This is a genomic window from Ramlibacter sp., assembly GCF_050250995.1.
Classification (GTDB): domain Bacteria; phylum Pseudomonadota; class Gammaproteobacteria; order Burkholderiales; family Burkholderiaceae_C; genus Ramlibacter.
This window is the reverse complement of the sequence record NZ_JBFWNP010000025.1, coordinates 23409-47305: the sequence shown is the minus strand read 5'-3', so window position 1 is coordinate 47305 and position 23897 is coordinate 23409. Positions and strand designations below refer to the sequence as shown.

The 23897-nt window shown below is 68.7% G+C and carries 22 protein-coding genes; 14 read left to right on the top strand and 8 right to left on the bottom strand.

Annotation, left to right across the window (positions count from 1 at the left end; genetic code table 11):
* Positions 1-2 precede the first annotated feature (2 nt).
* Positions 3-962 carry a branched-chain amino acid ABC transporter permease gene (locus tag AB7E83_RS16550; protein WP_428571367.1) on the bottom strand — a complete coding sequence of 320 codons (960 nt, stop codon included), beginning with the start codon at positions 960-962 and terminating at the stop codon, positions 3-5.
* Between the two features lie 185 nt (positions 963-1147).
* On the opposite strand from AB7E83_RS16550, the gene AB7E83_RS16545 reads away from it, so the two are divergent.
* The 5 genes from AB7E83_RS16545 to AB7E83_RS16525 are packed head-to-tail and all read left to right on the top strand — an operon-like array spanning position 1148 to position 5670.
* Complete coding sequence (locus AB7E83_RS16545; protein WP_428571365.1) at positions 1148-2158, top strand: DUF7064 domain-containing protein; 1011 nt, start codon at positions 1148-1150, stop codon at positions 2156-2158.
* Positions 2159-2167: 9 nt separating this feature from the next.
* The gene (locus AB7E83_RS16540) at positions 2168-3385 is read left to right on the top strand and encodes a phosphotransferase family protein (protein ID WP_428571364.1); all 1218 of its coding nucleotides are present in this window, start codon (positions 2168-2170) and stop codon (positions 3383-3385) included.
* On the top strand, positions 3382-3909 hold the full coding sequence (locus AB7E83_RS16535) for a hypothetical protein (protein ID WP_428571362.1): 528 nt from the start codon (positions 3382-3384) through the stop codon (positions 3907-3909). The genes AB7E83_RS16540 and AB7E83_RS16535 overlap by 4 nt, the downstream gene beginning before the upstream one ends.
* A gap of 22 nt (positions 3910-3931) precedes the next feature.
* Positions 3932-4744, top strand: coding sequence for a 5'/3'-nucleotidase SurE (gene surE / locus AB7E83_RS16530; RefSeq protein WP_428571360.1), 813 nt, complete (start codon positions 3932-3934; stop codon positions 4742-4744).
* Positions 4745-4761: 17 nt separating this feature from the next.
* Positions 4762-5670 (top strand): SDR family NAD(P)-dependent oxidoreductase, encoded by a 909-nt coding sequence (locus tag AB7E83_RS16525; protein ID WP_428571359.1) that lies wholly within the window; start codon positions 4762-4764, stop codon positions 5668-5670.
* Here the strand turns inward: AB7E83_RS16525 and AB7E83_RS16520 are convergent.
* Positions 5643-6587: an SMP-30/gluconolactonase/LRE family protein gene (locus AB7E83_RS16520; RefSeq protein ID WP_428571357.1), complete on the bottom strand. Its 945-nt coding sequence runs from the start codon at positions 6585-6587 to the stop codon at positions 5643-5645. The two genes, AB7E83_RS16525 and AB7E83_RS16520, sit on opposite strands and share 28 nt — an antisense overlap.
* A 113-nt stretch (positions 6588-6700) precedes the next feature.
* Between AB7E83_RS16520 and AB7E83_RS16515 the strand changes: the two genes are divergently transcribed.
* The 6 genes from AB7E83_RS16515 to AB7E83_RS16490 are packed head-to-tail and all read left to right on the top strand — an operon-like array spanning position 6701 to position 11843.
* Positions 6701-7780: a thiolase C-terminal domain-containing protein gene (locus tag AB7E83_RS16515; RefSeq protein ID WP_428571356.1), complete on the top strand. Its 1080-nt coding sequence runs from the start codon at positions 6701-6703 to the stop codon at positions 7778-7780.
* On the top strand, positions 7777-8943 hold the full coding sequence (locus AB7E83_RS16510; protein WP_428571354.1) for a thiolase family protein: 1167 nt from the start codon (positions 7777-7779) through the stop codon (positions 8941-8943). Before AB7E83_RS16515 ends, AB7E83_RS16510 begins: the two co-directional genes overlap by 4 nt.
* 11 nt (positions 8944-8954) lie before the next feature.
* Positions 8955-9428 carry a Zn-ribbon domain-containing OB-fold protein gene (locus AB7E83_RS16505; protein ID WP_428571352.1) on the top strand — a complete coding sequence of 158 codons (474 nt, stop codon included), beginning with the start codon at positions 8955-8957 and terminating at the stop codon, positions 9426-9428.
* Positions 9425-10609: a thiolase C-terminal domain-containing protein gene (locus AB7E83_RS16500; protein WP_428571350.1), complete on the top strand. Its 1185-nt coding sequence runs from the start codon at positions 9425-9427 to the stop codon at positions 10607-10609. Before AB7E83_RS16505 ends, AB7E83_RS16500 begins: the two co-directional genes overlap by 4 nt.
* A complete protein-coding gene (locus AB7E83_RS16495) occupies positions 10606-11025 on the top strand; it encodes a Zn-ribbon domain-containing OB-fold protein (protein WP_428571348.1) in 420 nt (139 codons plus the stop codon). Before AB7E83_RS16500 ends, AB7E83_RS16495 begins: the two co-directional genes overlap by 4 nt.
* Positions 11022-11843 carry an enoyl-CoA hydratase/isomerase family protein gene (locus AB7E83_RS16490; RefSeq protein WP_428571346.1) on the top strand — a complete coding sequence of 274 codons (822 nt, stop codon included), beginning with the start codon at positions 11022-11024 and terminating at the stop codon, positions 11841-11843. The genes AB7E83_RS16495 and AB7E83_RS16490 overlap by 4 nt, the downstream gene beginning before the upstream one ends.
* Positions 11844-11866: 23 nt before the next feature.
* Here the strand turns inward: AB7E83_RS16490 and AB7E83_RS16485 are convergent, their stop codons facing one another.
* The 6 genes from AB7E83_RS16485 to AB7E83_RS16460 all read right to left on the bottom strand — a co-directional run bounded on the left by AB7E83_RS16485 (position 11867) and on the right by AB7E83_RS16460 (position 19821).
* Positions 11867-12952 carry an acyl-CoA dehydrogenase family protein gene (locus tag AB7E83_RS16485; protein ID WP_428571344.1) on the bottom strand — a complete coding sequence of 362 codons (1086 nt, stop codon included), beginning with the start codon at positions 12950-12952 and terminating at the stop codon, positions 11867-11869.
* A gap of 13 nt (positions 12953-12965) precedes the next feature.
* Entirely contained in the window at positions 12966-14171 is a 1206-nt protein-coding gene (locus AB7E83_RS16480) for an acyl-CoA dehydrogenase family protein (RefSeq protein ID WP_428571342.1), read from the bottom strand.
* Between the two features lie 11 nt (positions 14172-14182).
* A complete protein-coding gene (locus AB7E83_RS16475) occupies positions 14183-15331 on the bottom strand; it encodes a nitronate monooxygenase (protein ID WP_428571340.1) in 1149 nt (382 codons plus the stop codon).
* Entirely contained in the window at positions 15328-16956 is a 1629-nt protein-coding gene (locus AB7E83_RS16470; RefSeq protein ID WP_428571338.1) for an AMP-binding protein, read from the bottom strand. The genes AB7E83_RS16475 and AB7E83_RS16470 overlap by 4 nt, the downstream gene beginning before the upstream one ends.
* A gap of 82 nt (positions 16957-17038) precedes the next feature.
* Positions 17039-18985 carry an AMP-binding protein gene (locus AB7E83_RS16465; RefSeq protein ID WP_428571336.1) on the bottom strand — a complete coding sequence of 649 codons (1947 nt, stop codon included), beginning with the start codon at positions 18983-18985 and terminating at the stop codon, positions 17039-17041.
* A 44-nt stretch (positions 18986-19029) separates the two neighbouring features.
* The gene (locus AB7E83_RS16460) at positions 19030-19821 is read right to left on the bottom strand and encodes an enoyl-CoA hydratase/isomerase family protein (RefSeq protein WP_428571334.1); all 792 of its coding nucleotides are present in this window, start codon (positions 19819-19821) and stop codon (positions 19030-19032) included.
* Positions 19822-19945: 124 nt separating this feature from the next.
* On the opposite strand from AB7E83_RS16460, the gene AB7E83_RS16455 reads away from it, so the two are divergent.
* From AB7E83_RS16455 to AB7E83_RS16445, 3 genes are all read left to right on the top strand, one after another.
* Positions 19946-21133, top strand: a complete 1188-nt coding sequence (locus AB7E83_RS16455; protein WP_428571332.1) for a CaiB/BaiF CoA transferase family protein — start codon at positions 19946-19948, stop codon at positions 21131-21133.
* 70 nt (positions 21134-21203) lie between these two features.
* Positions 21204-23045, top strand: coding sequence for a flavin-containing monooxygenase (locus AB7E83_RS16450; RefSeq protein ID WP_428571330.1), 1842 nt, complete (start codon positions 21204-21206; stop codon positions 23043-23045).
* Between the two features lie 52 nt (positions 23046-23097).
* Entirely contained in the window at positions 23098-23892 is a 795-nt protein-coding gene (locus tag AB7E83_RS16445) for a TetR/AcrR family transcriptional regulator (RefSeq protein ID WP_428571328.1), read from the top strand.
* The last annotated feature ends 5 nt before the right edge of the window (positions 23893-23897 follow it).

Below are 23897 nucleotides of genomic sequence, written 5' to 3'. Positions count from 1 at the left end.
GCTCAGACCCGGTCCACGTTGGTGCCGAAGATGCCGTCCGGCTTCACGAACAGCGTGACGACCAGTACGATGAAGATCGCGGCGCTCTGCAGCTCGATCGGCATGAAGAGCGCCGAGATCTGCTGCACGACGCCGATGATCATGCCGCCCCAGAACGCGCCGAGGATGGAGCCGAGCCCGCCGAGCACGACGGCCGCGTACATGATGATGAGGAACTGCACGCCGACGTAGGGCTGGAAGGGGTAGTAGATGGCGACGAGCCCGCCCGCGACGGCGGTGATCGCCACGCCGAAGCCGAACGCGATGCGGTGCGCGCGTTCGACGCGTATGCCGACGTAGGTGGCCGCCACCGGGTTGTCCGCGGCGGCGCGCAGCGACTTGCCGAGCGGCGTGCGCGAGAAGGCGAGATATATCGCCGCCACCAGCGCAACCGCGACCAGGCAGGACACGGCCTGGCCCTGGTTGATGAACACCGCCGCATCCATGCCGGGGATGGGCTCCACGCTCCATGCGCTGTCGGAGATCGGCGTGCGGTTCTGGCGCGGCACCGCGGTGAACCAGGCGAGCGCCAGGTTCTGCAGGATGAGCGAGATGCCCAGCGTGAGGATCATCTGCGCATAGTGCCCCTCGCCCTCGCTGCCGGCCGCGCGCAGGCCGGTGGCCCGCGAGAGCACGACGCGGTGGATCAGCAGGCCGAGCACGAAGACCGGTGGCCCGGTGAGCAGCACGGCCAGGTAGGCCCCGGTCGTGACGCCGAACCATCCGAGCGGCGCCAGCAGCGCGGCGGTGAACACGGCGCCGTACATGCCGAGCATGAGGAATTCGCCCTGCGCGAAGTTCACCACGCGCATGACGCCGAAGATCAGCCCGACGCCGCAGGCCATGAGTCCGTAGAGGGTGCCGGCCATCACGCCTGCCACGGCGGTCTGCAGGACCGCTTCGACCACGGGAGCGAGGGCCATGGATTTCCTATGTCGATGAGGCAACGATGCGCATGATGCAGGCGAGTTCGTCGCTAGTCAACAGGTATGTTGACTTATTGGCATCCACGGCGTAACGTTGCAGACCAGGGTGGCCGAGACGGCTGCCAGGCCCCGCCGGCAGGCGGTCACACACCACGGTCGCACATCGACCCCACGGAGACGACATGGTCAAGGAAGAGGATGCGGAATTCCACGAGCGCGACCCCAAGGACTACGACTGGGCCGAAACGCGCTTCATCAGCTTCTCGGTGCCCGAGGAACAGCTGTTCGGCAACGTCTACGTGCTCGCGCGCCCCAACGTCGGCGCGGTGATCTCGGACATCACGATCCAGAAGGGCTTCTCGCGCTTTCCCTACGAGATGGACTTCCACGACCCGCACATGCACCTGCCGTGCCCGCCGTCGTTCCGGAAGTTCACGATGCGCAACGGCCTGTCGGTGGAGGCGGTGCGCCCGCCCTACGAGCTGCACTACGAGTACAAGCACAACGGCGGCAATTGCAGCTTCGAGTTCGACTTCACTGCCGTCGGCGAGCCTTTCGACTGCCACGATCCCAAGCAGAACCCGCTGCTCGGCGACGCGACCTTCTCGGGCCTCGGCGACCAGTGGCTCAATGGCCACTACGACGTGCTGGGCCATGTGAAGGGCGAGCTCGTGCTGCGCGGCAAGCGCTACAAGATCGACAGCTACGACGGCGCCGATCACAGCTGGGGCCCCCGCAAGGAGGAAGGCATACGCGCGATGGGCTGGACGGCGGCCGCGTTCGGGCCCGACTACGGGCTGCACACCGTGTTCCACCTCGACCTGCGCAACGGCGAAGTGCACTACGACAAGTTGCGCTTCGGCTACGTCGTCGACGGCGGCGAGACCTATGGCCTCGTGAGCGCCGAGCTCAAGGCGACGCGCATCGACATGATCGCCGTCAGCAACTACATCCGCGCCGTGGACGTGCGCGGCAAGGTGCACGAGATGCGCGGCACCGCGATCGCCGGTCATCCGCAGTACACCATCAATCCATGCCAGGCGGTGTTCCAGACACTCTTCCGCTACGAGGTGAACGGGCGCGTGGGCTACGGCGAAAGCGCCGACTGCTTCGGGCTCGACTACCTCGCCGAGCGCATGTCCGCGCTCGGCCGCTACCGCGCGGGCGGACCGGCGCCGGCCGCGAAGACGTAGGAGCGCGTCATGGCGGACCACGACTACGCCTACCTCGACGCGCCGTCGCGCTCGTTCATCGACGAGATGCGGCGCAAGTACCCCACCGAGCGCGAGACCGACGAACTGCTCGTGCGCAAGCTGGAGCGGCGCGCGTCGCAGACCGCCGATTACCACGTGCCGCGCCTGTCGGAGATGCAGGGCTGGATCCAGTCCTTCTTCGAAGCGAACCTCGACCGGCCGTTCACGATCACCGAACCCCGCTGGCTCGCCGGCGGCGCGTCCAAGCTGCAGATCCTGTTCGAGATCGACTGGGAGAAGGACGGACGCAAGCGCCACGACCGCATGGTCGTGCGAATGGATCCGGCCGAGTCGCACAACGCGACGAGCCGCCTGCGCGAGGCCGAACTGCTGCGCGCCTTCGCGGGCCGCATCCCCGTGCCCGAAGTCTTCTTCGTCGACGACCAGGCGCGCTGGTTTCCCGAGCCGGCGCTGATCTATGCGTTCGCGGAGGGCGTGACGAAGCCGAAGACCACGTCGTCCGGCGCCGTGAGCGGCCTGGGCATCCACTTCGGCCCGGCGCTGCGTGCCAAGCTGGGACCGCAGTTCGTCGAGCACCTCGCGCGCATCCATGCCTTTCCGATTGCCGAAGGCCGCTTCACCACGATGGAGCCGCCTTCCACCGGCACGACGGAAGCGGCCCGGATGCAGCTGAATCGCGCGCGGCGCGTGTGGGAAGAAGACCGGGCCGAGGACTTCCCGCTGATGGACGTCGCGGTCAACTGGCTCCAGCGCAACCTGCCCGTGATGGACCACGTGAGCGTGATCCACGGCGATTACCGCAGCGGCAACTTCCTCTTCGACGAGGCGAGCGGCCAGATCACGACCTGGCTGGACTGGGAGCGGGGCCATCTCGGCGACCGCCACCGCGACCTCGCATGGATCACGCAGGCGATGTTCGGCGACCCGCGCGAGGACGGCCGCGGCTTCTACATCTGCGGCCTGCTCACGGAGGAAGAATTCCATTCGCAGTACCAGGAAATGTCGGGGCTCACGATCGATCCCGCGCGCCTGCAGTGGTATTCGGTGCTCAACTGCTACCAGGCGCTCGTGTCGACGCTGGGCAGCTGCTTCCGCGTCGTGCGTTCGGGCAAGAACCACCAGGACGCGCTGATGGTGATCCTGAAGGCCGAGGCGGCGATGGCCAGCGCGCGTCTGCAGGAAATGATGAGCGAGGTGATCCGATGACCGACGTCACGACCAACGCGCTGCGCGGCATCGTCAAGACGCTCGACGACGTGGTGCTGCCGGCGATCCCCGCGGACGATCCGCTCGCGATCCAGGAGCTGAAGATGGTGTCGCGCTACCTGGCGTTCTCGCGCCAGCGCGTGGAGCATCTGTATGCGCGTGCGCGCTACGAGCTGGAGTTCTACGCCGGCGTAGCGAGCGAGTGCGCGGAAGCACTTGGCAAAGCCGCGCCGCAGCTCGCGGACCTCGAAGCCGGCGTGGCTGCGGCCCGGGACCTGCTGGCGAAGCCCGGCGCGGCCATCGGCGCCCTGCGCGTGCAGACGCAGAGGCTCATGACGCGCCTGTCGCGCCTGCTGCTCGAGGTGGAGGATGCCGATGCGCTCGCGCGCGTCGAGCGCATCGTCGTGCGCCGGTCGGCCGAGATTACCGCCTTCGACCGGTCCTGGTACCTCCCGCTGAAGCTCGAGCGCTTTCCCGGCGACGTTCGTCCGCTGGCTTCCTTCATCGCGATCCATGAAAGCTGAATCGTCGCCACGGGGTCGCCGCTTGCGGATCCTCATCACCAACGACGACGGTATCCAAGCCCCGGGCCTGCCGATCCTTGCCCGGTGTCTCGCCGACGCCGGGCACGACGTGGTGGTGGCCGCGCCGACCGAGGCGCACAGCGGCTGCGGCGCGTCCATCGGGAGCGTGTCCGAGGCGCATCGCATCCGCGTCGACATGGTGCACCTGCCCGGCGTGGAGGAGCTCACGACCTGCTCGGTCGACAGTCCGCCGGCCTTCATCGTGCTCGCCGCGCTGCAGGGTATGTTCGGGACCCCGCCGGACGTCGTGGTCACCGGCCCCAATGCCGGCTTCAACCTCGGCCCGCTCGTGCTGCACTCGGGCACCTTGGGCGCGGCCGTCACCGCCGCATCGAAGGGCGTGCCGGCGATTGCGCTGAGCACCGAGAAGCGCGCGCGCTTCGGCTACCGCTCGGCGGGCGAATTCTGCGCGCGCCACCTGCACGGCCTGCTGGACGCCATGGGTCCGGGCGTGGCGCTGAACGTCAACGTGCCCGACCTGCCCAGCGATCGGCTGGCCGGCGTTCGCCAGACGCGACTCTCGCCGCACAGCCTGGTGGCGATCGTGCTGCACGACGACGATGCGCCGGGCGATGGCGACGTGCTGCGTCGCATGCGCATCGAGCTCGACCACGATGCGGACGGCTCGCTGCATCGACAGCGGCGTGCCGGCATGCAAGACCCCGACGACACCGACGCGGGCGCCATCGTCGACGGATTCGTCTCCGTCACGGTGATGCACGGCGGGCTGCTGCATGTCGACGGGCGGGACGTGAGCGCCGCTTGGACGGCCTGAACACGAGGAGAACACCGATGGCTGAATTGAGTTTCGCGAACCGGGTTGTGGTGATCACCGGCGCGGGCCGCGGGCTGGGACGCGAATACGCGCTCGCTTTCGCGCGGCGTGGCGCGGCGGTCGTCGTGAACGACCTCGGCACCAATCTCCTCGGCGATGCCGCGCCGAGCAGCCAGCCCGCGGACGAGGTCGTCGCGGAGATCCGGCAGGCCGGCGGCAAGGCGGTCGCGCACCATGCGTCGATCGCGTCGCCCGAAGGCGCGAAGGATCTGGTCGACACCGCGATCCGCACGTTCGGCCGGCTCGATGCGGTGGTGAACAACGCCGGCGTGCTGAACATGAAGCCCTTCGCCGAGGTCACGCTCGAAGGGCTGCAGCGGCACCTCGCGGTGCACGTCATCGGTTCGTTCCTCGTGTGCAAGGCGGCTTGGCCGCACATGGTTGCGCAGAAATACGGGCGGATCGTGAACACCATCAGCGGCGGCATTTTCGGGCTGCCCGGGCTCGCGGAGTACGGTCCGGCCAAGGGCGGGGTCTTCGCCTTCACGCGCAGCCTGGCGCTCGAGGCCATCGAGCACGGCATCCGCGTGAACGCCGTGGCGCCCCAGGCCGCCACGCGCATGCTGCATGCGTCCGCACTGGCGCCGGACCTGCGGGAGCGCCTGGACCGGATCATGAAGCCCGAACTGGCGTCGCCGGGCGTGTTGTATCTGGCGCACGAGGATTGCGCGGTCAACGGCGAGACGCTGGCGGTCTCCGGCGGTAAGGTGTGCCGCATCGCGCTCACCTACAACGACGGATTCACGGACCCGTCGCTCACGCCGGAGATGATCCGCGACCGCATCGGCGAGGTGCTCGATCCGTCGAGCGCCGCCGTGTGGACGAGCGCGACGGCCCGCTACGAGGAGCGGGCGAAGGACGCCTGAAGGTTCGACGCGAGGCCGGGGCGCGGCCAGCGCGTGCGGACCAGCCTGCCGGTGGAGGACAGCGTGACGAAGGCGGTCCGCAGGTCGGGGCCGCCGAAGCAGATGTTGGTGGTGAACGCGTCGGGCATCGGGTGGCTCTCGAGAAGCTTGCCTTCGGGCGTGATGACGGAGATGCCGCCGTGCGGAATGTCGCCGACGCAGATGTTGCCGTTCGCCTCGATCGCCATCGAGTCCGGCATCGAATAGCGGCTGAAGGAAAAGAGCATGCGGCCGCGCTCCCAAGGCATCGAGCCGCTGAACGGGGCGAGTTGCCCCGGCGCGACCACGTCGTACGCCCAGATGCGGCCGGACCACGACTCGGACACGTACAGCGTGCGCCCGTCCGGCGACAGGCCGATGCCGTTGGGTCCCTCGAGCGGAAACACGGCCTGGCGGATGAACGAGCCGTCCGCGCGTGCGTAGTACACCGCGCCCTGGTCGCGGCGGCGATGGGCTGCCTTGCCGAAATCGGTGAACCACATGCCGCCCGAGCCGTCGAAGACCAGATCGTTCGGGCCGCGCAGCGGCACGCCCCTGCATTCCCGGTAGAGCACGGTCGATACGCCGGTTGCGAGGTCCACCGCTTCGATCCAGCCGCCTGCGTAGTCGCGCGGCGCGAGTCCCGGCACGAGCGCATCGCCGATCTGCGCGAAGTCGAAACCGCCGTTGTTGCAAACGTAGCAGCGTCCATCGGGGCCGAGCGCGGCGCCGTTGGGCCCGCCGCTCAGTTGCGCCACCACTTCGATGCCGCCGTCCGGCGAAACGCGCGTCAACGTCCGGCGATGCATTTCGACGACGAGCACGCTGCCGTCGGCAAGTGCCACGGGGCCTTCGGGAAACCGGAGACCCTCCGCGAGCACGCTGAATTCGATGGCCATGGCTCGACCTTATCGGGATCGTCGATTCAAGTCAACATACGTGTTGACTACGCTCCGATTTGGCGGCAAGATGCCGTCCATGCACTGCTTCAACCGACCGTGAGGAGCGCCGCTTGGCCGACGAACGACCCCCAGTTTTCATCGAATCGGCGGCACTCGACATCGGGTGGCGCGACGAGACGCTCAATCTCTCCGAGCTCATCTTCCGCACCGTGAAGCGGGCCATCGACGAGACGCCCGACGGCATCCGCGGGATCGAGTCCGTGGTGCTCGCCGCGCACGATCTCGTCGACGGCCGCTCGCTCTCCAGCATGGTCACCGCGCCTGCCGCCGGCGCCTACCTGCGCGACGAGATCCGCTACGGCGACGACGGCGCCGCCGCGTTCGCCGCGGCCGTCGTGCGCATCGAGGCGGGCGAATGCACGCGCTCGATCGTCGCCGCATGGGGACGTGCAAGCGAGCACGACGTCGACGCCGTGTCGCGCAAGCTGTTCGATCCGCTGTTCCAGGGCCCGCTGGGGCTCGACGAGCTGCAGGTGTCCGCGCTGCGCGCTCAGGCCTGGGCGCAAGCCGGCGGGCGCCGCGACGACCATGCACGTGCGGCAACGCGCAGGCGCGACGCCGCGGCAGCCAATCCGCGTGCGGTCCGAGGCCCCACGAGGCCGGTCGCGGGCACGTATCCGCTCACCCGGGAAGACCTTCCCGTCTGGGCCGATATCGCCGTGGCGGTCGTGCTGTCGTCGAAGTCCGGGCCGGTGCGCGTGAAGGGCATGGGCCAGGCGTCCGAACCCTACGCGATCGGGGATCGCGATCTCGCGCGCATGACGAGCGCACGCAAGGCTGCCGAGGGTGCGCTGCGGGAGGCCGGCCTTTCGCCGTCCGAGCTCGATCTCTTCGAGGTCGACGGCCTCACGCTGATGGACGAAGCGATCCTGCTCGAAGCGGTCGGACTCGCGCCGGAAGGCCAGGGCCTCGCAGTGCTGGCCCACGACAAGCGTGTCAACGCCTCCGGCGGAAGCGCTGCAGGCTATTGCGCACCGACCATGGGGCTCGCGCGCATCGTCGAGGCGACGTTGCAGATCCAGGGCCGCGCCGGCGCGATCCAGCAGCCCGGCGTGCGGCGTGCGCTCGCCGTCGGTTCGTCGCTCGTGGCCGCGCAGACGCACACGGCCATCGTCCTGGAGGCCGCATGAAGCCCGTCGCCATCGTCGGAATCGGCCAGACGCCGTACCGCCGCAGCCACGCCGACAAGAGTTCGCGCGAACTGATCTGGGCCGCCTGCAAGGAGGCGCTGGACGACGCCGGCATGCAGATGAGCGACATCGACGTGGTGATGGCGGGCGTCGCGCCCGACGCGCTTGCCGGCGAAGCGTCCGTCGAGCGAACCGGCGTCATGGGCACGGGACAGCCCTTCATGCGCATCAACACGGGTGGCGTGACCGGCTCGTCCACGGTCTTCGCGGGCGCGTCGTACATCCGCGCCGGCCGCGCGAAGGCCGTGCTCGTCTTCGCGCTGGAGCGCATGGGCCAGGCCACGACCTCGCAGCAGGTGTTCAACACCATCTTCGATCCGATCTACGAGAAGGACTTCCCCCTCACGACGATCACGATGGCCGCGTTGCGCGCATCGATGCTGATGCGCCTGTACGGCTACACGGACCGCCACTGGGCGGAGATCGCGGCGCGCAACTACCGGCATGCGGCCAATAATCCGCTTGCGCATTTCCGCCGCGCGGTGACGCCGGAAGAAGTGATGCAGTCGCCGCTGCTCGCGTGGCCGATCCACCGCATGGAGGCCTGCCCGATGTCCGAAGGCGCCTGCGCGATGGTGCTCGTCGATGGCGAACGCTCGGTCGGCAAGAAGCGGCCGGTGTGGGTGCAGGGCTATGCATCCACCTCTGACAGCTACGCCATGGGCGACCGCATCCGCCGCCCGGAGGCGACGCTGGTGGACCTGCTGTCGCTGCGCCTGTCCGCGCAGAAGGCCTACAGGGAAGCGGGCATCACCGACCCGCTGAAGCAGATCCGCGTCGCCGAACTGTATTCGGCGTTCTCGAGCGCCGAAGCGATGGCCTACCCCGCGCTCGGGTTCTGCACGTCGGAAGGCGGCCCTGCCTTCGTCGAGCAGCAGCTTGTCGACAAGTCGCTGCCCGTCTTCAATCCGTCCGGCGGTCCGCAGGGGGCCAACCCGGTGAGCGCCACCGCCATGATCCGCATCGCGGAGGCGGCGCTGCAGGTGCGCGGCACCGCAGGCGAGCGCCAGGTCGAGAACGTCGAACGCGCGGTCGCCACGGGCCAGGGCGGCGCGACGCAGTTTTCAACGGTGTGCGTCCTCGGCCGCCATCCAACTTCCTGAGGAGTCACGACGTGAGTGCACATGACCTGATCACGATCAACGGTCGCTGGGGTTTCGACTACACCTATTTCGCGGGCGAAGCCGCGACGCGCTTCTTCCGCGAACTTGTGGAGAACCGCCGGATCATGGGCTCGCGCTGCCCCGCCTGCAAGCGGCTGCTCGTGCCGGCGCGCTCGTTCTGCGACGCGTGCATGGAACGCACGACCGAGTGGAAGGAGGTCGGGCCCGAAGGCACGCTGGAGACCTTCACCATCATCACGACGGCCTTCCCCGGCCTGCCCGCGCCGCCGATCGTCATGGCCTACGTGACGCTCGACGGCGCCGACACCGCGCTCATCAACCTCGTGCATGGCGAGGACCTGAGCGACATCGACAGGGCCGCGGCACGGCTCAATGCGCTGCCGCGCGTGAAGGTCAAGTTCGTGGACGAGCCGAAGGGGCGCATCACGGACTTCTCCTTCGAACTGCTGAAGGACGTCGCGTGAGCACGCTCAGCATTTCCGGCAAGGCGGCCATCGCCGGCATCGGCGAGACGGAGTATTTGCGCGGCACCGACCAGTCGATCCTGCAGATGATCCTCTCGGCGAGCATGTCCGCCATCCAGGACGCCGGGCTCGAGCCCTCCGATGTCGACGGCATCATCCCGCCGCCCGGCTTCGTCGCCTGGGACGAGATCGCGGCGCACCTGGGCGTGCCGGACGTGCGCTACACCGCCTGTCCGCAGATGGGCGGCGCGAGTCCCACGGCCGCGCTCATCAATGCGTCGATGGCGGTGGCAACGGGCATGGCGAACGTCGTGCTGGTTCCCATCGGCTGGAACGGCTATTCGGCGCTGCGGCCGAGGCCCGATGCGCGGCCCAACCGCCGCCGTTTCTCCGCCGCGTTCTTCGATGTGGTGAAGAACTACTACGCGCCTTATGGCCTGCGCTCGGCGGCGTGGTGGTACTCGCTCTACCTCCAGCGCTACGTCAAGGAATATGGCGTGCCGCCGGAAGCTCCCGGTGCCGTGGCGCTCGCCTGCCGCGCGCACGCGCAACTCAACGACAAGGCGCTGATGCGCGACCGTCCGTTGACGATGGAGGAGTACCTCGCCTCACCCTACATCAGCGAGCCGCTGCGCAAGCTCGATTGCTGCGTGGAGACCGATTGCGCGGCCGCGGTGATCGTCACGCGCGCGGATCGGGCGCGCGACCTGCCGCACACGCCGGTGATCGTGCTCGGCGGCGCGGAGGGGCATCCCGACCGGCCCGACGAACTGATCAACCGCAAGGACGTGCTCGACCTCGGGCTCGATCGCGCGGCACCCCGCGCCTTCGCGATGGCGGGCGTGAAGCCCACCGACATGCACTTCCTGCAGATCTACGACTGCTTCACGCACGTGGTGCTGCTGGAGCTGGAAGCGCTCGGCTTCGCGCCGCGCGGGGGCGCCGCCGACTTCGTGAAGGACGGCAACATCCAGCTGGGCGGCCGCTATCCCATCAACACGCACGGCGGCATGATGTCGCAGGGGCATTGCTGGGGCATGAACCACATCGTCGAAGCCACGCGGCAGCTGCGCCACGAAGCCGGCGCCGCGCAGGTGAAGGACTGCGAGCTGGGCCTGGTGACGGGCTACGGCGACCTGGGCGACGCGAGCATCGCCATCCTTGCCAGGAGCACGTCGTGAGCACCTCTCCCCATGTGATGATCCCGAAGCCGGACGAGCTGGACCTGGACCTCTTTCAGGCGATCGTGAAGGCCGGCGGCCCCTGCCTGCAGCGCTGCGATGCCTGCGGCAGCTTCACCCACCCGCCGCGCTACTACTGCCCGCGCTGCTCGTCGGGCGCCTTCACCTTCGCTCCGGTGAGCGGCAAGGGCAAGGTGTATTCGTACACCGTGTCCCACATGAGCGTGGAGCCGGCGTGGAAAGAGCACCTGCCTTACGTGTCGCTCGTGGTGGAGTTCGACGAGGGTCCGCGCGTGGTCGCCACCGCGCGCGGCCTGAAGCCGGACGAAGTGCGCATCGGCATGCCGGTGCGCGTGGTGACCGAAGCCAAATCCGACGGCTTCGCGATCTTCTGGGCCGAGGCGGACGCATCATGAGCGACACCCCGGAAGCACCGGTGCTCTTCTCGGTCGAGGACGGCGTCGCGCTCGTGACGCTCAACCGGCCCGCGAAGATGAACGCGCTCAATCCGGAGATGATCGTGCGGCTCGCGCGCTGCTGGGACGAGATCCAGGCCGACCCGTCGGTGCGCGTCGCGATCCTCTCCGGCAACGGCGAGCGCACGTTCTGCGCCGGCGCGGACCTGGGGCGGCTCACGCCGCTTCTCACGCGCGCCCGTGGCGCGGAAGACGAGTGGGACGAGGCGATGCTCGCCGAGCCGAAGATTCTCAATCGCGCGATGCTGCGGCGCACCGACTTCACCACGCCCGTCATCCTCGCCGCGCGCGGGACAGTGGTGGCCGGCGGCATGGAGCTGGCGCTTGCATGCGACCTGCGCATCGTGGCCGACAGCACGACGATGGGGCTGTCGGAGGTGAAGCGCGGACTCATCGCCGCGGCCGGCGGCGTGGCGCGCACGTCACGTCAGCTCGGCTGGGCGGCGGCCTCCGAAATCATCCTCGTCGGCGATCAGATTTCCGCGATCGAGGCCTTGCGAATCGGTCTCGTGAACCGCGTGGTCCCTGCGGACCAGGTGCTTGCCACCGCGAAGGAACTGGCGGCGAAGATGGCGCAGAACTCGCCGCTGGCGATGCGCAAGGCGAAGGAAGCGATGCTCGGCGCCTCGGGTCGTCCGCTCGAAGAGGCCTTCGGCGTCGAGGATCAGTGCATCAAGGTCGTGCTCCGGTCGGAGGACGCGCGCGAAGGGTCGCGTGCGTTCATGGAGAAGCGCAAGCCGAACTTCACGGGGAAGTGAAGGACGGATGCGGGACTCTCCGCCTAGGCGAGACCTTGCAACGCCGCGGCGTGCTCGCGCAGACGCTCGGGCGCACCGAATGCCTGGTAGTCCCAGGCGATCCGCTTGAACCAGTAGTGCAGGCCCAGCGCGTCGGTGATGCCGATGCCGCCGTGTACTTCGGTCGCCGCGCGCGCCACGAAGCGCGCGCCTTCCGAGAGATATGCCTTCGCATGCGTCGCGGCGAGCGACGCGTCCGGCCGAATTTCGTCCAGCGCATGCGCGGCATACCAGACGAGTGCGCGGGCCGGTTCGATTTCCGCCACCATGTCCGCGCACAAGTGCTTCACCGACTGGAACGACCCGATGGGCCGGCCGAACTGTTCGCGCACCTTCGCGTAGTCCACGGCCTGCTCGATCATCTTCCAGGACGCGCCGAGCAGGTCCGCCGCCAGCGTGACGCGCAGCGCGTCGCCCAGGCGCTGCAGCGTGGCGGCCGTCGCGCCGGGCAGCGGGGCGCTCGGCACGCCATCGAATTCGAGCCGCGCGGTGGAGCGTGTGGTGTCCACGGTATCGAGCGGCGTGACGACGAGTCCGGCCGCTGCGCGATCCACGAGGTGGAGTCCGTTCGAATCGTCGGCCACGAGGAGGGTACCCGCGTCCGCGCAATCGATCGCGAAGAGGGCACGTCCTTCGAGGCGGCCATCGCGGCAACGCACACCCGCATTCGCACGCGCACCCGCCAGAGGCTCCGACAACGCAACGCCGATGCGCAGCGTCCCGGCGGCGATGCGCGGCAGCAAGTCATGCCGCTGCGCGTCGCTCCCGGCGGCCGCGACGGCGAGCGGCGCAGCGACGATGGCTCCAGCGAAGGGCGCGGGCACGACGTGCCGCCCGAGCATCTCGGCCACAAGCGCGGCGTCGAGCAGTCCCAGCCCCAGGCCACCGAACTCCTCGCCCACGAGCAGGCCGCAGACGCCCAGGTCGGCGAGCCCCTGCCACACGTCGTCCGCGAAGACGCCGCGTTCGTCCGCATGCCGCCGCACCCGCGAAATCGGGCTGATCGCCGCGAGCGACTTCTCCAGCGAGTCCTGCAGTTCGCGTTGCTGCGCGCTCAGGCTGAAATCCACGTCGGCCCCCTACTCATGCAGACCGGCCTTCGCGGGTCTTCGGCTCGCGCGGCATGCCGAGCCCGCGCTCCGCAATGATGTTCTTCTGGATTTGCGCCGTGCCGCCGCCGATGATCATGCCGATGTCGAACATGTTGCGGCGCGGCCAGGCGCCGTGCGCGCGGGCTTCGGCGCTGCCCGCGACCAGCAGCCCCATCTCGCCCATCACGTCCACGGCAAGGGCCGAGAGCTGGTAGTTGAGCTCGGTCGCCTGCAGCTTGACCACGAGCCGCGCAATGCCCGCATCGCGCCCCTGGGCCGAAGCCGTGAGCAGGCGCATGCCGTGGTACTGCATCGCCATCACGCGGCCCTGCAGCCGCATCGCGCGCTGGCGCAAGGCCGGCAGGTCGATGGCGCGCACGCCGTCGAGGGTTTCGGTCTGCATCAGCTCGAGGATGGAGTTCATGCGCGACATCGAGGCGTTCGGGTCGCCCAGCATGCCGCGCTCGTGCTTGAGCGTCGCGTTCGACACCGCCCAGCCCTGGCCGCGTTCGCCGACGACCTGCGACTTGGGCACGCGCACGTCGGTGAAGAAGACCTCGTTGAACTCCGAGGCGCCCGTCATCGTCTTCAGGGGACGCACTTCGAGGCCGGGCGTGCGCATCGACAGCAGCAGGTAGCTGAGGCCGAGGTACTTGTTCGGCGCGTCGCGCTCGGTGCGCACCAGCGCGAACATCATGTCGGCCGCGTGCGCGGTCGTGGTCCAGATCTTCTGTCCGTTGATGACGAAGTCGTCCCCGTCCTCGGTCGCGCTCGTTTTGAGCGACGCGAGGTCCGAGCCGGCGCCGGGTTCGGAGTAGCCCTGGCACCAGATGACCTCTCCGCGCAGGGTCGGTGCGACCCAGCGAAGTTTCTGTTCTTCGGTCCCGAGTTCGAGCAGCGTGGGCACCAGCATCGAGATGCCCTGGTTCACCAGTCCCCACGGCGCGCGCGCGCGGGCGAACTCCTCGGCGACGATGTGCGACTTCAGGATGTCCGGCTCGGCGCCGAAGCCGCCGTATTCGCGCGGAATGGAGCGCGCCGCGTAGCCGCGCTCGATGAGCAGCGCCTGCCAGGCGCGGGCCTCGGGCGTGGGCCGGTTCACGCCGAAGGGCGGCGGATAGCCGCCGGCGTGTTCGGTGAGGAAGGCGCGCACCTCCGCGCGGAATGCTTCGTGCGCCGGACTGTAGCCGAGGTCCAAGCCGCCGTCCGCTACGCGTCGAGCGTTCCGTGCAGGCGCTCGACGGCCAGCAGGTAGTCGCTCATGAATTCCATGACCACCGCCTTCGTGCTCTGCGTCGCGTTCATGAGCCCCACGCCCTGGCCCACGAAGTAGCTGGCCAGCTCCTTCGCGCCGGCGTGACCGCCGTTGGCGAGCTTGAGGACCTTGCTCATCGAGGTATCCGACACCATCGACTGCAGCGGCATCGGCAGCGGACGCGGCGCGTCTTCCTGCTCCCACGCATCCGTCCAGGACGAGCGCAGCTGGCGGCAGAACTTGCCGGTGCGCGAGCGCGAGCGGATGGTGCCCGCGGAGGTCGCGGCGAGCATCTTTTCCTTCACCACGGGCGAGGTCTCTGCCTCCGAGGTCGTGAGCCACACGGATCCGGTCCAAGCGCCCGCGGCGCCCATTGCCATGCAGGCCGCCATCTGCCGGCCGGTGACGATGCCGCCGGCCGCTAGCACGGGCGTCGTGCTGCCGATACGGCGCAATGCCTCGAGCACTTCCGGAACGAGAACGATGGTGCCAACCTCGCCGCAGTGGCCACCCGCCTCCGTACCGGCGGCGATGATGACGTCGACGCCGACCTGCGCCTGCCGGATCGCGTGCTCGGGCGAGCCCACGAGCGCGCCGACGGCGACACCCGCCGCGCGCGCACGCTCGAGCATCGCCGGCGGCGGCGGGCCGAGCGCGTTCGCGACCATCGCGATCGGATGGCTGAAGGTCACGTCGAGCAGGCTCTGCGAGCCACCTTCGCGGATGTTGCGCGTGATCTTGGAACCCCGCTCGAAGCGGTCGTCGGTGAGGTCGGAAACGTCGATGCCGTGCTTCGCGAGAACTTCGCGCGCGAACGCCTTGTGTCCGGCCGGGATGCGCGAGGCCGCGTCGGCCACCGTCTCGCCGGTGCCCTTGCCCTCGAACTTGGCCGGCATGATGAAGTCGACGCCGTAGGGCCTGCCGTCGATATGGTCGTCGATCCATTTCAGCTCGGACTCGAGCGCTTCGGGCGAGCGCACGTCCACCGCGCCGAAGACGCCCATGCCCCCGGCCTTGGATACCTCCACCACCACGTCGCGGCAGTGCGAGAAGGCGAACAGCGGGAATTCGATGCCGAACCGCTTGCAGAGCTCTGAATTCATTTCGTGGTCTCGGGAGTCGGGTCGCAGACGCGCGCCGCGGCCCATGCCTGCAGCGCCTTGAGGTCGGGTTTCGCGTTGGGCCCGCGGTCGATCGGCTTCACGAGCACGTGCTTCGGCGCCTTGTAAGCCGCCATGCGCGACTTGACGAAGCGCACGAGCTCGTCGCCGTCCACGCGCGCGTCGGGATTCGGCTCCACGATCGCGACCACGGCCTGGCCGAAGCGCAGGTCGGGGATGCCGACGACGACCGCGTCGTAGAGGTCCGGGTGTTCCTTGAGCACGGTCTCCACTTCCTCGGGGAACACTTTCTCGCCGCCCGTGTTGATGCAGCCCGAGCCGCGGCCGAGCAGTTGCACCGTGCCGTCCGCATCGACCGTGGCCCAGTCGCCGGGAATGACGAAGCGCTTGCCGTCGAGCATGCGGAAGACCGTCGCCGTCTTGACCGTGTCGCCGTAGTAGCCGAGCGCCTGCCGCCCGCCGATGGCGAGCAGGCCGGCAACGCCCGAGCCCGGGACCACGTCGGTGCCGTTCTCGTCGACCACGCGCGTGTCGGCCTTCGCCTTGAACGTCGCCGTCGCGGTGGCGGGCGCCTCGCCGCCCGTGGTCACGTTGCGGCCGAGGGACATGGACTCGGTGGAGCCGAAGATGTCGCTGATGGTCACGCGCGGCAGATGACGCAGCAGCGCCTGCTTCACCTCCGCGCTGAAGACGACGCCGCTGGACATGATGGTGCGCAGCGAGGAAAGGTCCCAGCGCGCCGGCTGTGCGTCGAGGGCGGCGAGCACGGGGCGCGCGAACGCGTCGCCCACCCACATGAGGCTCGCGACGCGGTCGCGCTGAACCGTGTCCAGCAGGTCCACGGGGTCGAAGCTGCGCTTTTCCAGGTGCGAGATGAAGCCGCCGCGGGCCAGCACGAGAAAGCACGTGAGCAGGCCCGCGCCGTGCATCAGGGGCGCGGCCGAGAGGTGCGCGCGACCGTTGCGGCCGACGCCCCGGCGAACGAAGTCGAGGTCGGGCGTGTCCGGATAGTCGTCGCCGCGCTCGGTGTTCAGGCGCATGAAGAGGTCGTCCTGCCGCCACATCACGCCCTTGGGCATGCCCGTGGTGCCGCCCGTGTAGACGAGGATCAGGTCGTCGCCGTCGGGCTGCCACGGAACGGGCGGCGCCTGCGCGTCGCGCGCGGCCGTCTCGTAGGGCGTGGCCCAGGCGGGGCAGGGCCCGTGGCCGTCGTCCACCCACAGCCAGTGGCGGATGCGCGGTACGCGTGCGCGCAACTGTTCGATGGTCGGCACGAAGCAGCCGTGGAAGACGACGCACTCGACGTCGCCGTTGTCCCAGAGATAGACGAGCTCGTCTGGACCGTAGCGGTAATTGGTGTTGAGGGGGACGAAAGACCCACGGAAGCAGGCGAGCAGCGACTCCAGGTACTCGGGCGTGTTGTAGAGGTACTGCGCGACCTTGGCCTGGCGCGGAAGGCCCGCGGCCGCGAGGTGCCGCGCGAGGGCTCCGGTGCGCGCGTCGATCTCGCGCCAGGTGAGGGTGCGCGGCCCGTGCACCAGGGCCGGGCGATCGGGAATCTCTTCGGCGACCACCTTGAAGATGTCCGCGAAATTCCATCCTGGCATTGCTCGTCTCCTGTGGCGCGACCGAGGCGACAGTATACGTCAACACATGTGTTGACGCAACGTCTTCGGCGACGTTGCTCGCTCAGGCGGACGCGTCCGCCCCGCTCGCCGCCTGGCGGATCACGTCGAGCGAAGTCGGGTTGTCGAGCGACGACAAATCGCCCGTGGGCAGGCCGCAGTACACCCCGCGCAGCACCCGCCGCATGATCTTGGCCGTGCGCGTCTTGGGCAACTCGCTCACCACGTGCACGCGCGCGGGACGCAGCGCCCGCCCGAGCCGCTCCTGCGCGAAGCGGCTCACGTCGAAGGCGAAGTCGGGTTTCGCCTTCGCCGCGCCGCCCGCGATCACGAAGACGACGAGCAACTGCCCCTTGGCGGGATCGTCGACCCCGATCGCCGCGCACTCCACGACACCGTCGAGCTCCATCAGCACGTTTTCGATCTCGGCCGGCCCCACCCGCTTGCCGGCGAGCTTGAGCGTGTCGTCGGAGCGTCCGCGCAGGAAGAACTCGCCCTGCGCGTTGCGCATCGCGAGGTCCCCATGCACCCAGATGCCCGGCAGGGTCCGCCAGTAGGTATCGAGATAGCGCTCGTCGTCCTTCCAGAACGAATGCGTCATGCCGACGAAGGGCGCGCGCACCACGAGTTCGCCGACCTCGTCGACGATGGCGCGGCCTTCCAGGTCCACCACATCGACCTCCACCCCGGGGCAGGCGCTGTTGAATCCGCCCGGCGGGATGGGCTTGAGCATCACGCTCGACACGAGCCCCGCGGACGCCTCCGTGCCGCCCGAGAAGTTGATGAGCGGCGCGACGCCGCGGCCGAAGCGGCGTGCATGCCAGGCGAAGTGCTCCGGATCGATCACCTCGCCCCCGGTGATCATCAACCGCACGGACGAGAGGTCGCCGTCCGTGGCGGCCTCGGGGTTCGCCGCGAAGCCGCGGATCATGGTGGGCGCGGTTCCGAAGTGCGTGACGCGATGCCGCTCGATGAGGCGCGCCATGCGGGACCAGTCCGGGTATTCGGGTGCGCCGCTGTAGCACAGCATCGTGGCGCCGCGCATCAGCGTCGCCGTGATGATGAGCGCGCCCGCGACCCAGCCCATGTCGGCGGGCCAGAAGAACACGTCGCCCGCCCGGATGTCGAAGTTCACCACGCCGTCGTGCAGCACTTTCAAAGGGAAGCCGCCGTGGGAATGCACGGTGCCCTTCGGCTTGCCGGTGGTGCCGGAGGTGAAGAACACCATCACCGGCTCCTGCGTGTCCATCGGCAGCGCGCCGCGGTCGGGTCCGGGATCGGTCGCGACCGCCGCCCAGTCGATCGCTCCGGCGGGCAGGGATTCTCCTGGCGACAGCTTCAGGATGAAGAGCTCGACGGGATGCCTCGCCTGCGCCTCCAGCGCGGTCTGCAGCGTGTCGTTGCGCTTGCCTCGCCGCATGAAGCCGGAGGTCATCACGAGCGCGCGCGCGTCGCAGGCGGCGAGTCGTGCCACGATAGGCTCCACCCCGAAGCCGCTGAACAGCGGCATCACCACGGCGCCCATGTACGAGATGGCGATCATCGTGACGACCGCCTCGAGGCCCGGCTCCATCAGGTAGGCCACGCGGTCGCCGCGCGCGAGTCCGAGCTTCTGCAGCCCTGCCGCGAACGCGCGAACCTTCTCGTGCAGTTCGGCGTAGGTGAGACGAGTGACTTCTCCCGCTTCGTCCTCGGCGATCACGGCGGGGCGGTCGGCCCATCGCGGATCCCTGGCCCAGCGGAAGATCGTGTCGGTCCAGTTCAGGCGGCCGCCGGTGAACCAACGGGGAAACTCGCGGCCTGCGCTGAAGTCCGAGTAGGCCTCGTAGGGTTTCGACCAGACCACGCCGCAGTAGTCGAGCACTTCCTTCCAATAGCGGCCCGGGTGCTCGATGGAGAAACGGTAGTAGTCCTCGAACGTTGCCGAGCCGGTGCGGGCCATGAGCTCGGTGATGCAGGCGTTGGCGATCTGGTCCGGACTCGGGTGCCAGACGTCTTGGTCGTCGATCATGGGGTGTCTCCAGGGAACGGTCGATGCGGCCACAGGGCCTTTGTTCAGAATGCGGGGGGCCGCTTCTCGCGGTGCGAGGCGAGGCCTTCCTTCGGTTCCGGTCCTGCGAACGTGAAGAACTGAAGCGCGGTCGAGGCGTCGAAGGACGGCCCGGCCATTCGCAGCCAGTTGTTCAGCGCGTACTTCGTGGTCTGGATCGCGAGCGGTGCGCCCTTGGCCAGCCGCACGGCGATGCCCAGGGCCGCTTCCTCCAGCTTGTCGTCGTCGACGCACAGGGAGACCAGGCCGATCTCCGCGGCGGTTTCGCCGGTGAGCTGCTCGCAAAGCAGCAGGTAGTATTTGGATCGTGCGAGGCCGCACAGGAGTGGCCAGAGGATCACGGCGTGGTCGCCCGCGCACACTCCGAGCCGCGTGTGCGCATCGACGAGGCGGGCCGACTTCGCAGCGATGGAGATATCGGCCAGCAGCCCGACGGACAAACCCCCGCCCGCGACCGCGCCCTGCATCGCGGACACGATAGGCTTGCTGCAGTTGACGATGTTGTAGACGAGCTCGCGTGCCTCGCGCCATGCGTGGGCGCGCATCTCGAAGTCGTCGATGATCGCTTCGACGAAATCGAACTCGCCGCCGACGGAGAACGCCTTGCCCGCACCCCCGATGATGACGGCGCGCACGCCGGGGTCGGCATCGACGTCGCGCCAGACCTGGGTGAGCTCCGTGTGCGTCTCGGGCGTGAACGCGTTCAGCCGCTCGGGGCGGTTGATGCGGATGCGCAGCACGCGTTCGGCGGGCGTGTCGAAGGCGAGCGTCTTGTACCTCGCATATCGGTCGAGCATGATCACACTCCAGTGAGGACGCGCAACGATGCTAGCCTCTCACGCAGGTCGAGTCAACAACGATGTTGACTGAGGGCGGCGAATGCGATAAACAGTCATCTTTCGACCTCGAAGGGAAAATCGCGTGCCTGCTTCCGCCAAGGGTGTTCTCTCGGGCATCCGCATCGTTGAACTCGCTGCCGTCGGCCCCGTCCCGTTCGCCGGCATGCTCCTGGCCGACATGGGCGCCGAGCTCGTGACCGTCGATCGCCTCGTGCCTTCGGGGTTGGGCGTCAAGAAGGAGCCGCGCTTCGACCCCACTACCCGCAGCCGCCCGTCGATCGCGGTGGACCTGAAATCGGAGCAGGGCCGCGGCGTCGTCATGCGGCTCATCGACGGCGCCGACGCGATGCTCGAAGGGTTTCGACCGGGCGTGCTGGAGCGGCTCGGGCTCGGCCCCGACGCCTGCTGGCAGCGCAACCCGAAACTGGTGATCGGACGCGCGACCGGCTGGGGGCAGGACGGGCCGCTCGCGCAGAGCGTCGGGCACGACCTCAACTACCTCGCGATCACCGGCGCGCTTGCGATGATGGGGCCGCGCGCCGGGCCGCCGTCCATTCCCCTCAACCTGCTGGGCGACTATGCGGGCGGCGGTGTCTACCTGGCACTGGGCGTGCTGGCCGCGCTGCTCGAAGCCCGCGGCTCCGGGCGAGGACAGGTCGTGGATGCGGCGATGGTCGACGGCATCGAATCCATGATGACGCACTACTTCGCGTATGTGGCGAGCGGCCGCTGGACCTTCGAGCGCGAATCGAACTATTTCGACGGCGGCGCGCCCTGGTACGCGGTGTACGAGACGAAGGACGGAAAGTACGTGTCGGTCGCGCCCGTGGAGCGCAAGTTCTACGACGAACTGCTCGCCGCGATGGGGCTCGACCCGGCACAGGTTCCCGACCAGATGGACCGCGGCACCTGGCCCGGCCTGCGCGAGAAGTTCGCGGCGATCTTCCGGGCGAAAACGCGCGACGAGTGGTGCGCCGTCATGGAAGGGCGCGACGCGTGTTTCGCGCCGGTGCTCGACCTGCAGGAGGCGGCGCGACATCCGCATCTCGCCGGGCGCAATGGCTTCGTCGAGGTGGACGGAGTGCTGCAGCCCGTGCCCGCGCCGCGCTTCAGCCGCACGCCCTCGTCCGTTCGGCGCCCGCCACCCGTGCCCGGTGCGCAGACGCTGGACGCGCTGCGCGCCTGGGGCTTCGACGGCGCCGAGCTGGAGCGCCTGCTCGCCTCGGGCGCCATTGCCCAGGCACCGTCGCCCGGGACGTTATCAACATAGGTGTTGACAGAGTGCGTCCGTGCTGCCAATCTTGCGGCTTGGTTCGAATCGAAAAGCAAGGTGCAATGCCATGTCTGTCCCTGCGGCGACCACACTCACGCCTCCCCTGCCGCCTTCCGACGTGACGGCGGCGAAAGCGGCCGATCGCGCCGAACGCGTGGCGCAGGGGCGCGAGCGGGCGCGCGAGTGGCTCGCGTCATTCGGCCGGCACCTCGCGAACGGGGATGCCGTCGCGATCGGCGCGCTGTTCCATGCCGACAGCTGGTGGCGGGACATGCTCGCGCTGCAGTGGGACTTCCGCACGCACGCGGGACGCGACCGCATCGTGGCCGCGTGGCGCGACGCGCTGCGCGGCCACACGGCAGGCGAGGTCCGCCTGGAGGATGAGAGCGTCTCCGTCTTCGACCGCAAGGGCTATGGCGAATCGGTCGAGGCCTTCTTCACCTTCACCACGCAGCTCGGACGCTGCCGCGGGCACCTGAGGCTGCTTCGGCCCTCCGGCGCCGACACGCGCTGGAACGGCTGGACCCTGTTCACGAGCCTCGAGGACATCCACGGGCACGAGGAACTCGCGGGCGCGAACCGGCGGCGCAGCACCTTCGGCAAGGACGCGGCGCCTGTCGAGGGCGCACCCGACGCCTTCGCCGACCCCGAAGTCCTCGTGCTGGGCGCGGGCCAGGCCGGGCTTTCGGTGGCCGCGCGCCTGCAGCAGATGGACATCCGTACGCTCGTCGTCGACAAGGAAAAGCGCCTGGGCGACAACTGGCGCAACCGCTACCAGTCGCTGCTGCTGCACAACCAGATCGGCGCGAACCATCTGCCGTATCTTCCGTTCCCGTCGTCCTGGCCCGCCTATCTCTCGAAAGACGAGATGGCCGACTGGCTCGAGATCTATGCGAGCGCCCTTCGGCTGAACGTCTCGATGGGAACGCGCGTGGTCTCCGCCACGCGCGACGATGCGGCCGGCCACTGGACCGTCGAACTCTCCCACGCGGATGGCCAGGTGCAGGTCATCCACCCGAAGCACGTGATCCAGGCCACCGGCGTTTTCGGCGTGCCGAACCGGCCTCAACTCCCCGGCGCGGAACACTACGGTGGTATCCTCCTGCACGCCGAGGACTACGGCACCGGCTTTCCTGCAGAGGGCGCGAAGGTGCTCGTCATCGGCAGCGGCAGCAGCGGCCACGACGTGGCGCAGAACCTGCACGGCCGCGGCGCGCGTGTGACGATGCTGCAGCGCTCCTCCACCTGCGTCGTGAGCGTGGAACCCGGCGCGGCGCGCGCGTACTCGATCTACGCCGATGGCGGTCCGCCCGTGGAGGATGCCGATTTCGTGACGAACTCGATGCCGTTTCCCCTGCTCACCGAATTCCACAAGCAGCTCACGAAACGCATCGCCGAGATGGACAAGGAACTGCTCGACGGCCTCGCACGTGCGGGCTTCTCGCTCGACTTCGGCGAGGACGGCAGCGGCTTCCTGATGAAGTACCACCGCTATGGGGGCGGCTACTACATCGACTCGGGCTGTTCGCGGCTCATCGTCGGGGGACAGGTGCAGGTGAAGCACGGCTCGGTGGCGGCGCTCGACGGCAAGACCGTGCGCTTCGCCGACGGCACCGCGGCGGATTTCGACGCGATCGTGGTCGCCGCCGGATACAAGAACATGTCGGAATCGGTGCGACTCGTCTTCGGCGACGCGGTCGCCGACCGCGTGGGTCCGGCCTGGGGGTTGGACGAGGAAGGCGAGGTCCGCGCGATGTGGCGGCCCACGGGGCAGCCGGGCTTCTGGCTGATGGGCGGCAGCCTGCAGCAGTGCCGGCCCTACTCGAAGTACCTGGCGATGCAGGTCAAGGCCGCGCTGCTCGGGCTGTCGAACGAGCGCGCCGCGCGCACCCGCGATACCGTGCGATGATCCGCGATTCGGCGCGGTTTCGCCGGCAGCCATTTCAGAGTATTCACGAGCCATGACCAGCAACATCGGGCGGCGCCGCGCGGCGGCGATGCAGCAGGATGCGCAGGCGTACAGCAGCCGCAGGCGCGAGATCGTGGAGGCGGCGGCCCGGCTTTTCCGCCGCAAGGGCTATGCGTCCACCAGCTTCAACGACATCGCCGAGGAGCTCGGTACCGACCGCGCAACCATCTACTACTACGTCGCCAGCAAGAAGGAGCTTCTGCTCGAGGCCGTGCGCGAGGCGGTCGAAGGCGTGGCCAAGGGAGCGCTCGCCATCCGCAAGAGCGAGGCCACGCCCCCGGAGAAGCTGCGCAGGGTGATCGAAGCGCTGCTGAACTCGTACTCGGACAACTACCCCAACCAGTTCGTGTACATCCAGGAAGGGATGGCGGTCGACAAAGAGCAGGACAAGGATCTCTTCAAGTTCGGCAAGCTGTACGAGAAATGCGTGGTCGAGATCCTGCAGGAGGGCATCGCCGATGGATCGTTCCGGCCCGACGGAGATGCGAAGGTGCTCATGTACGGAATTCTCGGGGCACTCAACTGGACGCATCGGTGGATGAATCCGCAAGGACGGCTCTCGGCGAAGGAGATCGCGGCGCTGTTTTCCGCTGTCTTCCTCGAGGGCCTGGTCCCTCGCGCGCCCCCTCCCGAAACGCTGAAGGATCGCGAGCCATCGAAGGCGGCGAAGGCGTCGAGGACATCGGCCACGCGCAAATCCGCGGAAGCTGCGGGAAGTGCGAAGGCGCGAAGCCGCCGCGCGGCGGCGAGTACCTTGCGCCCGCCGAAGCCGTCGGCGAGCAACTGACCACA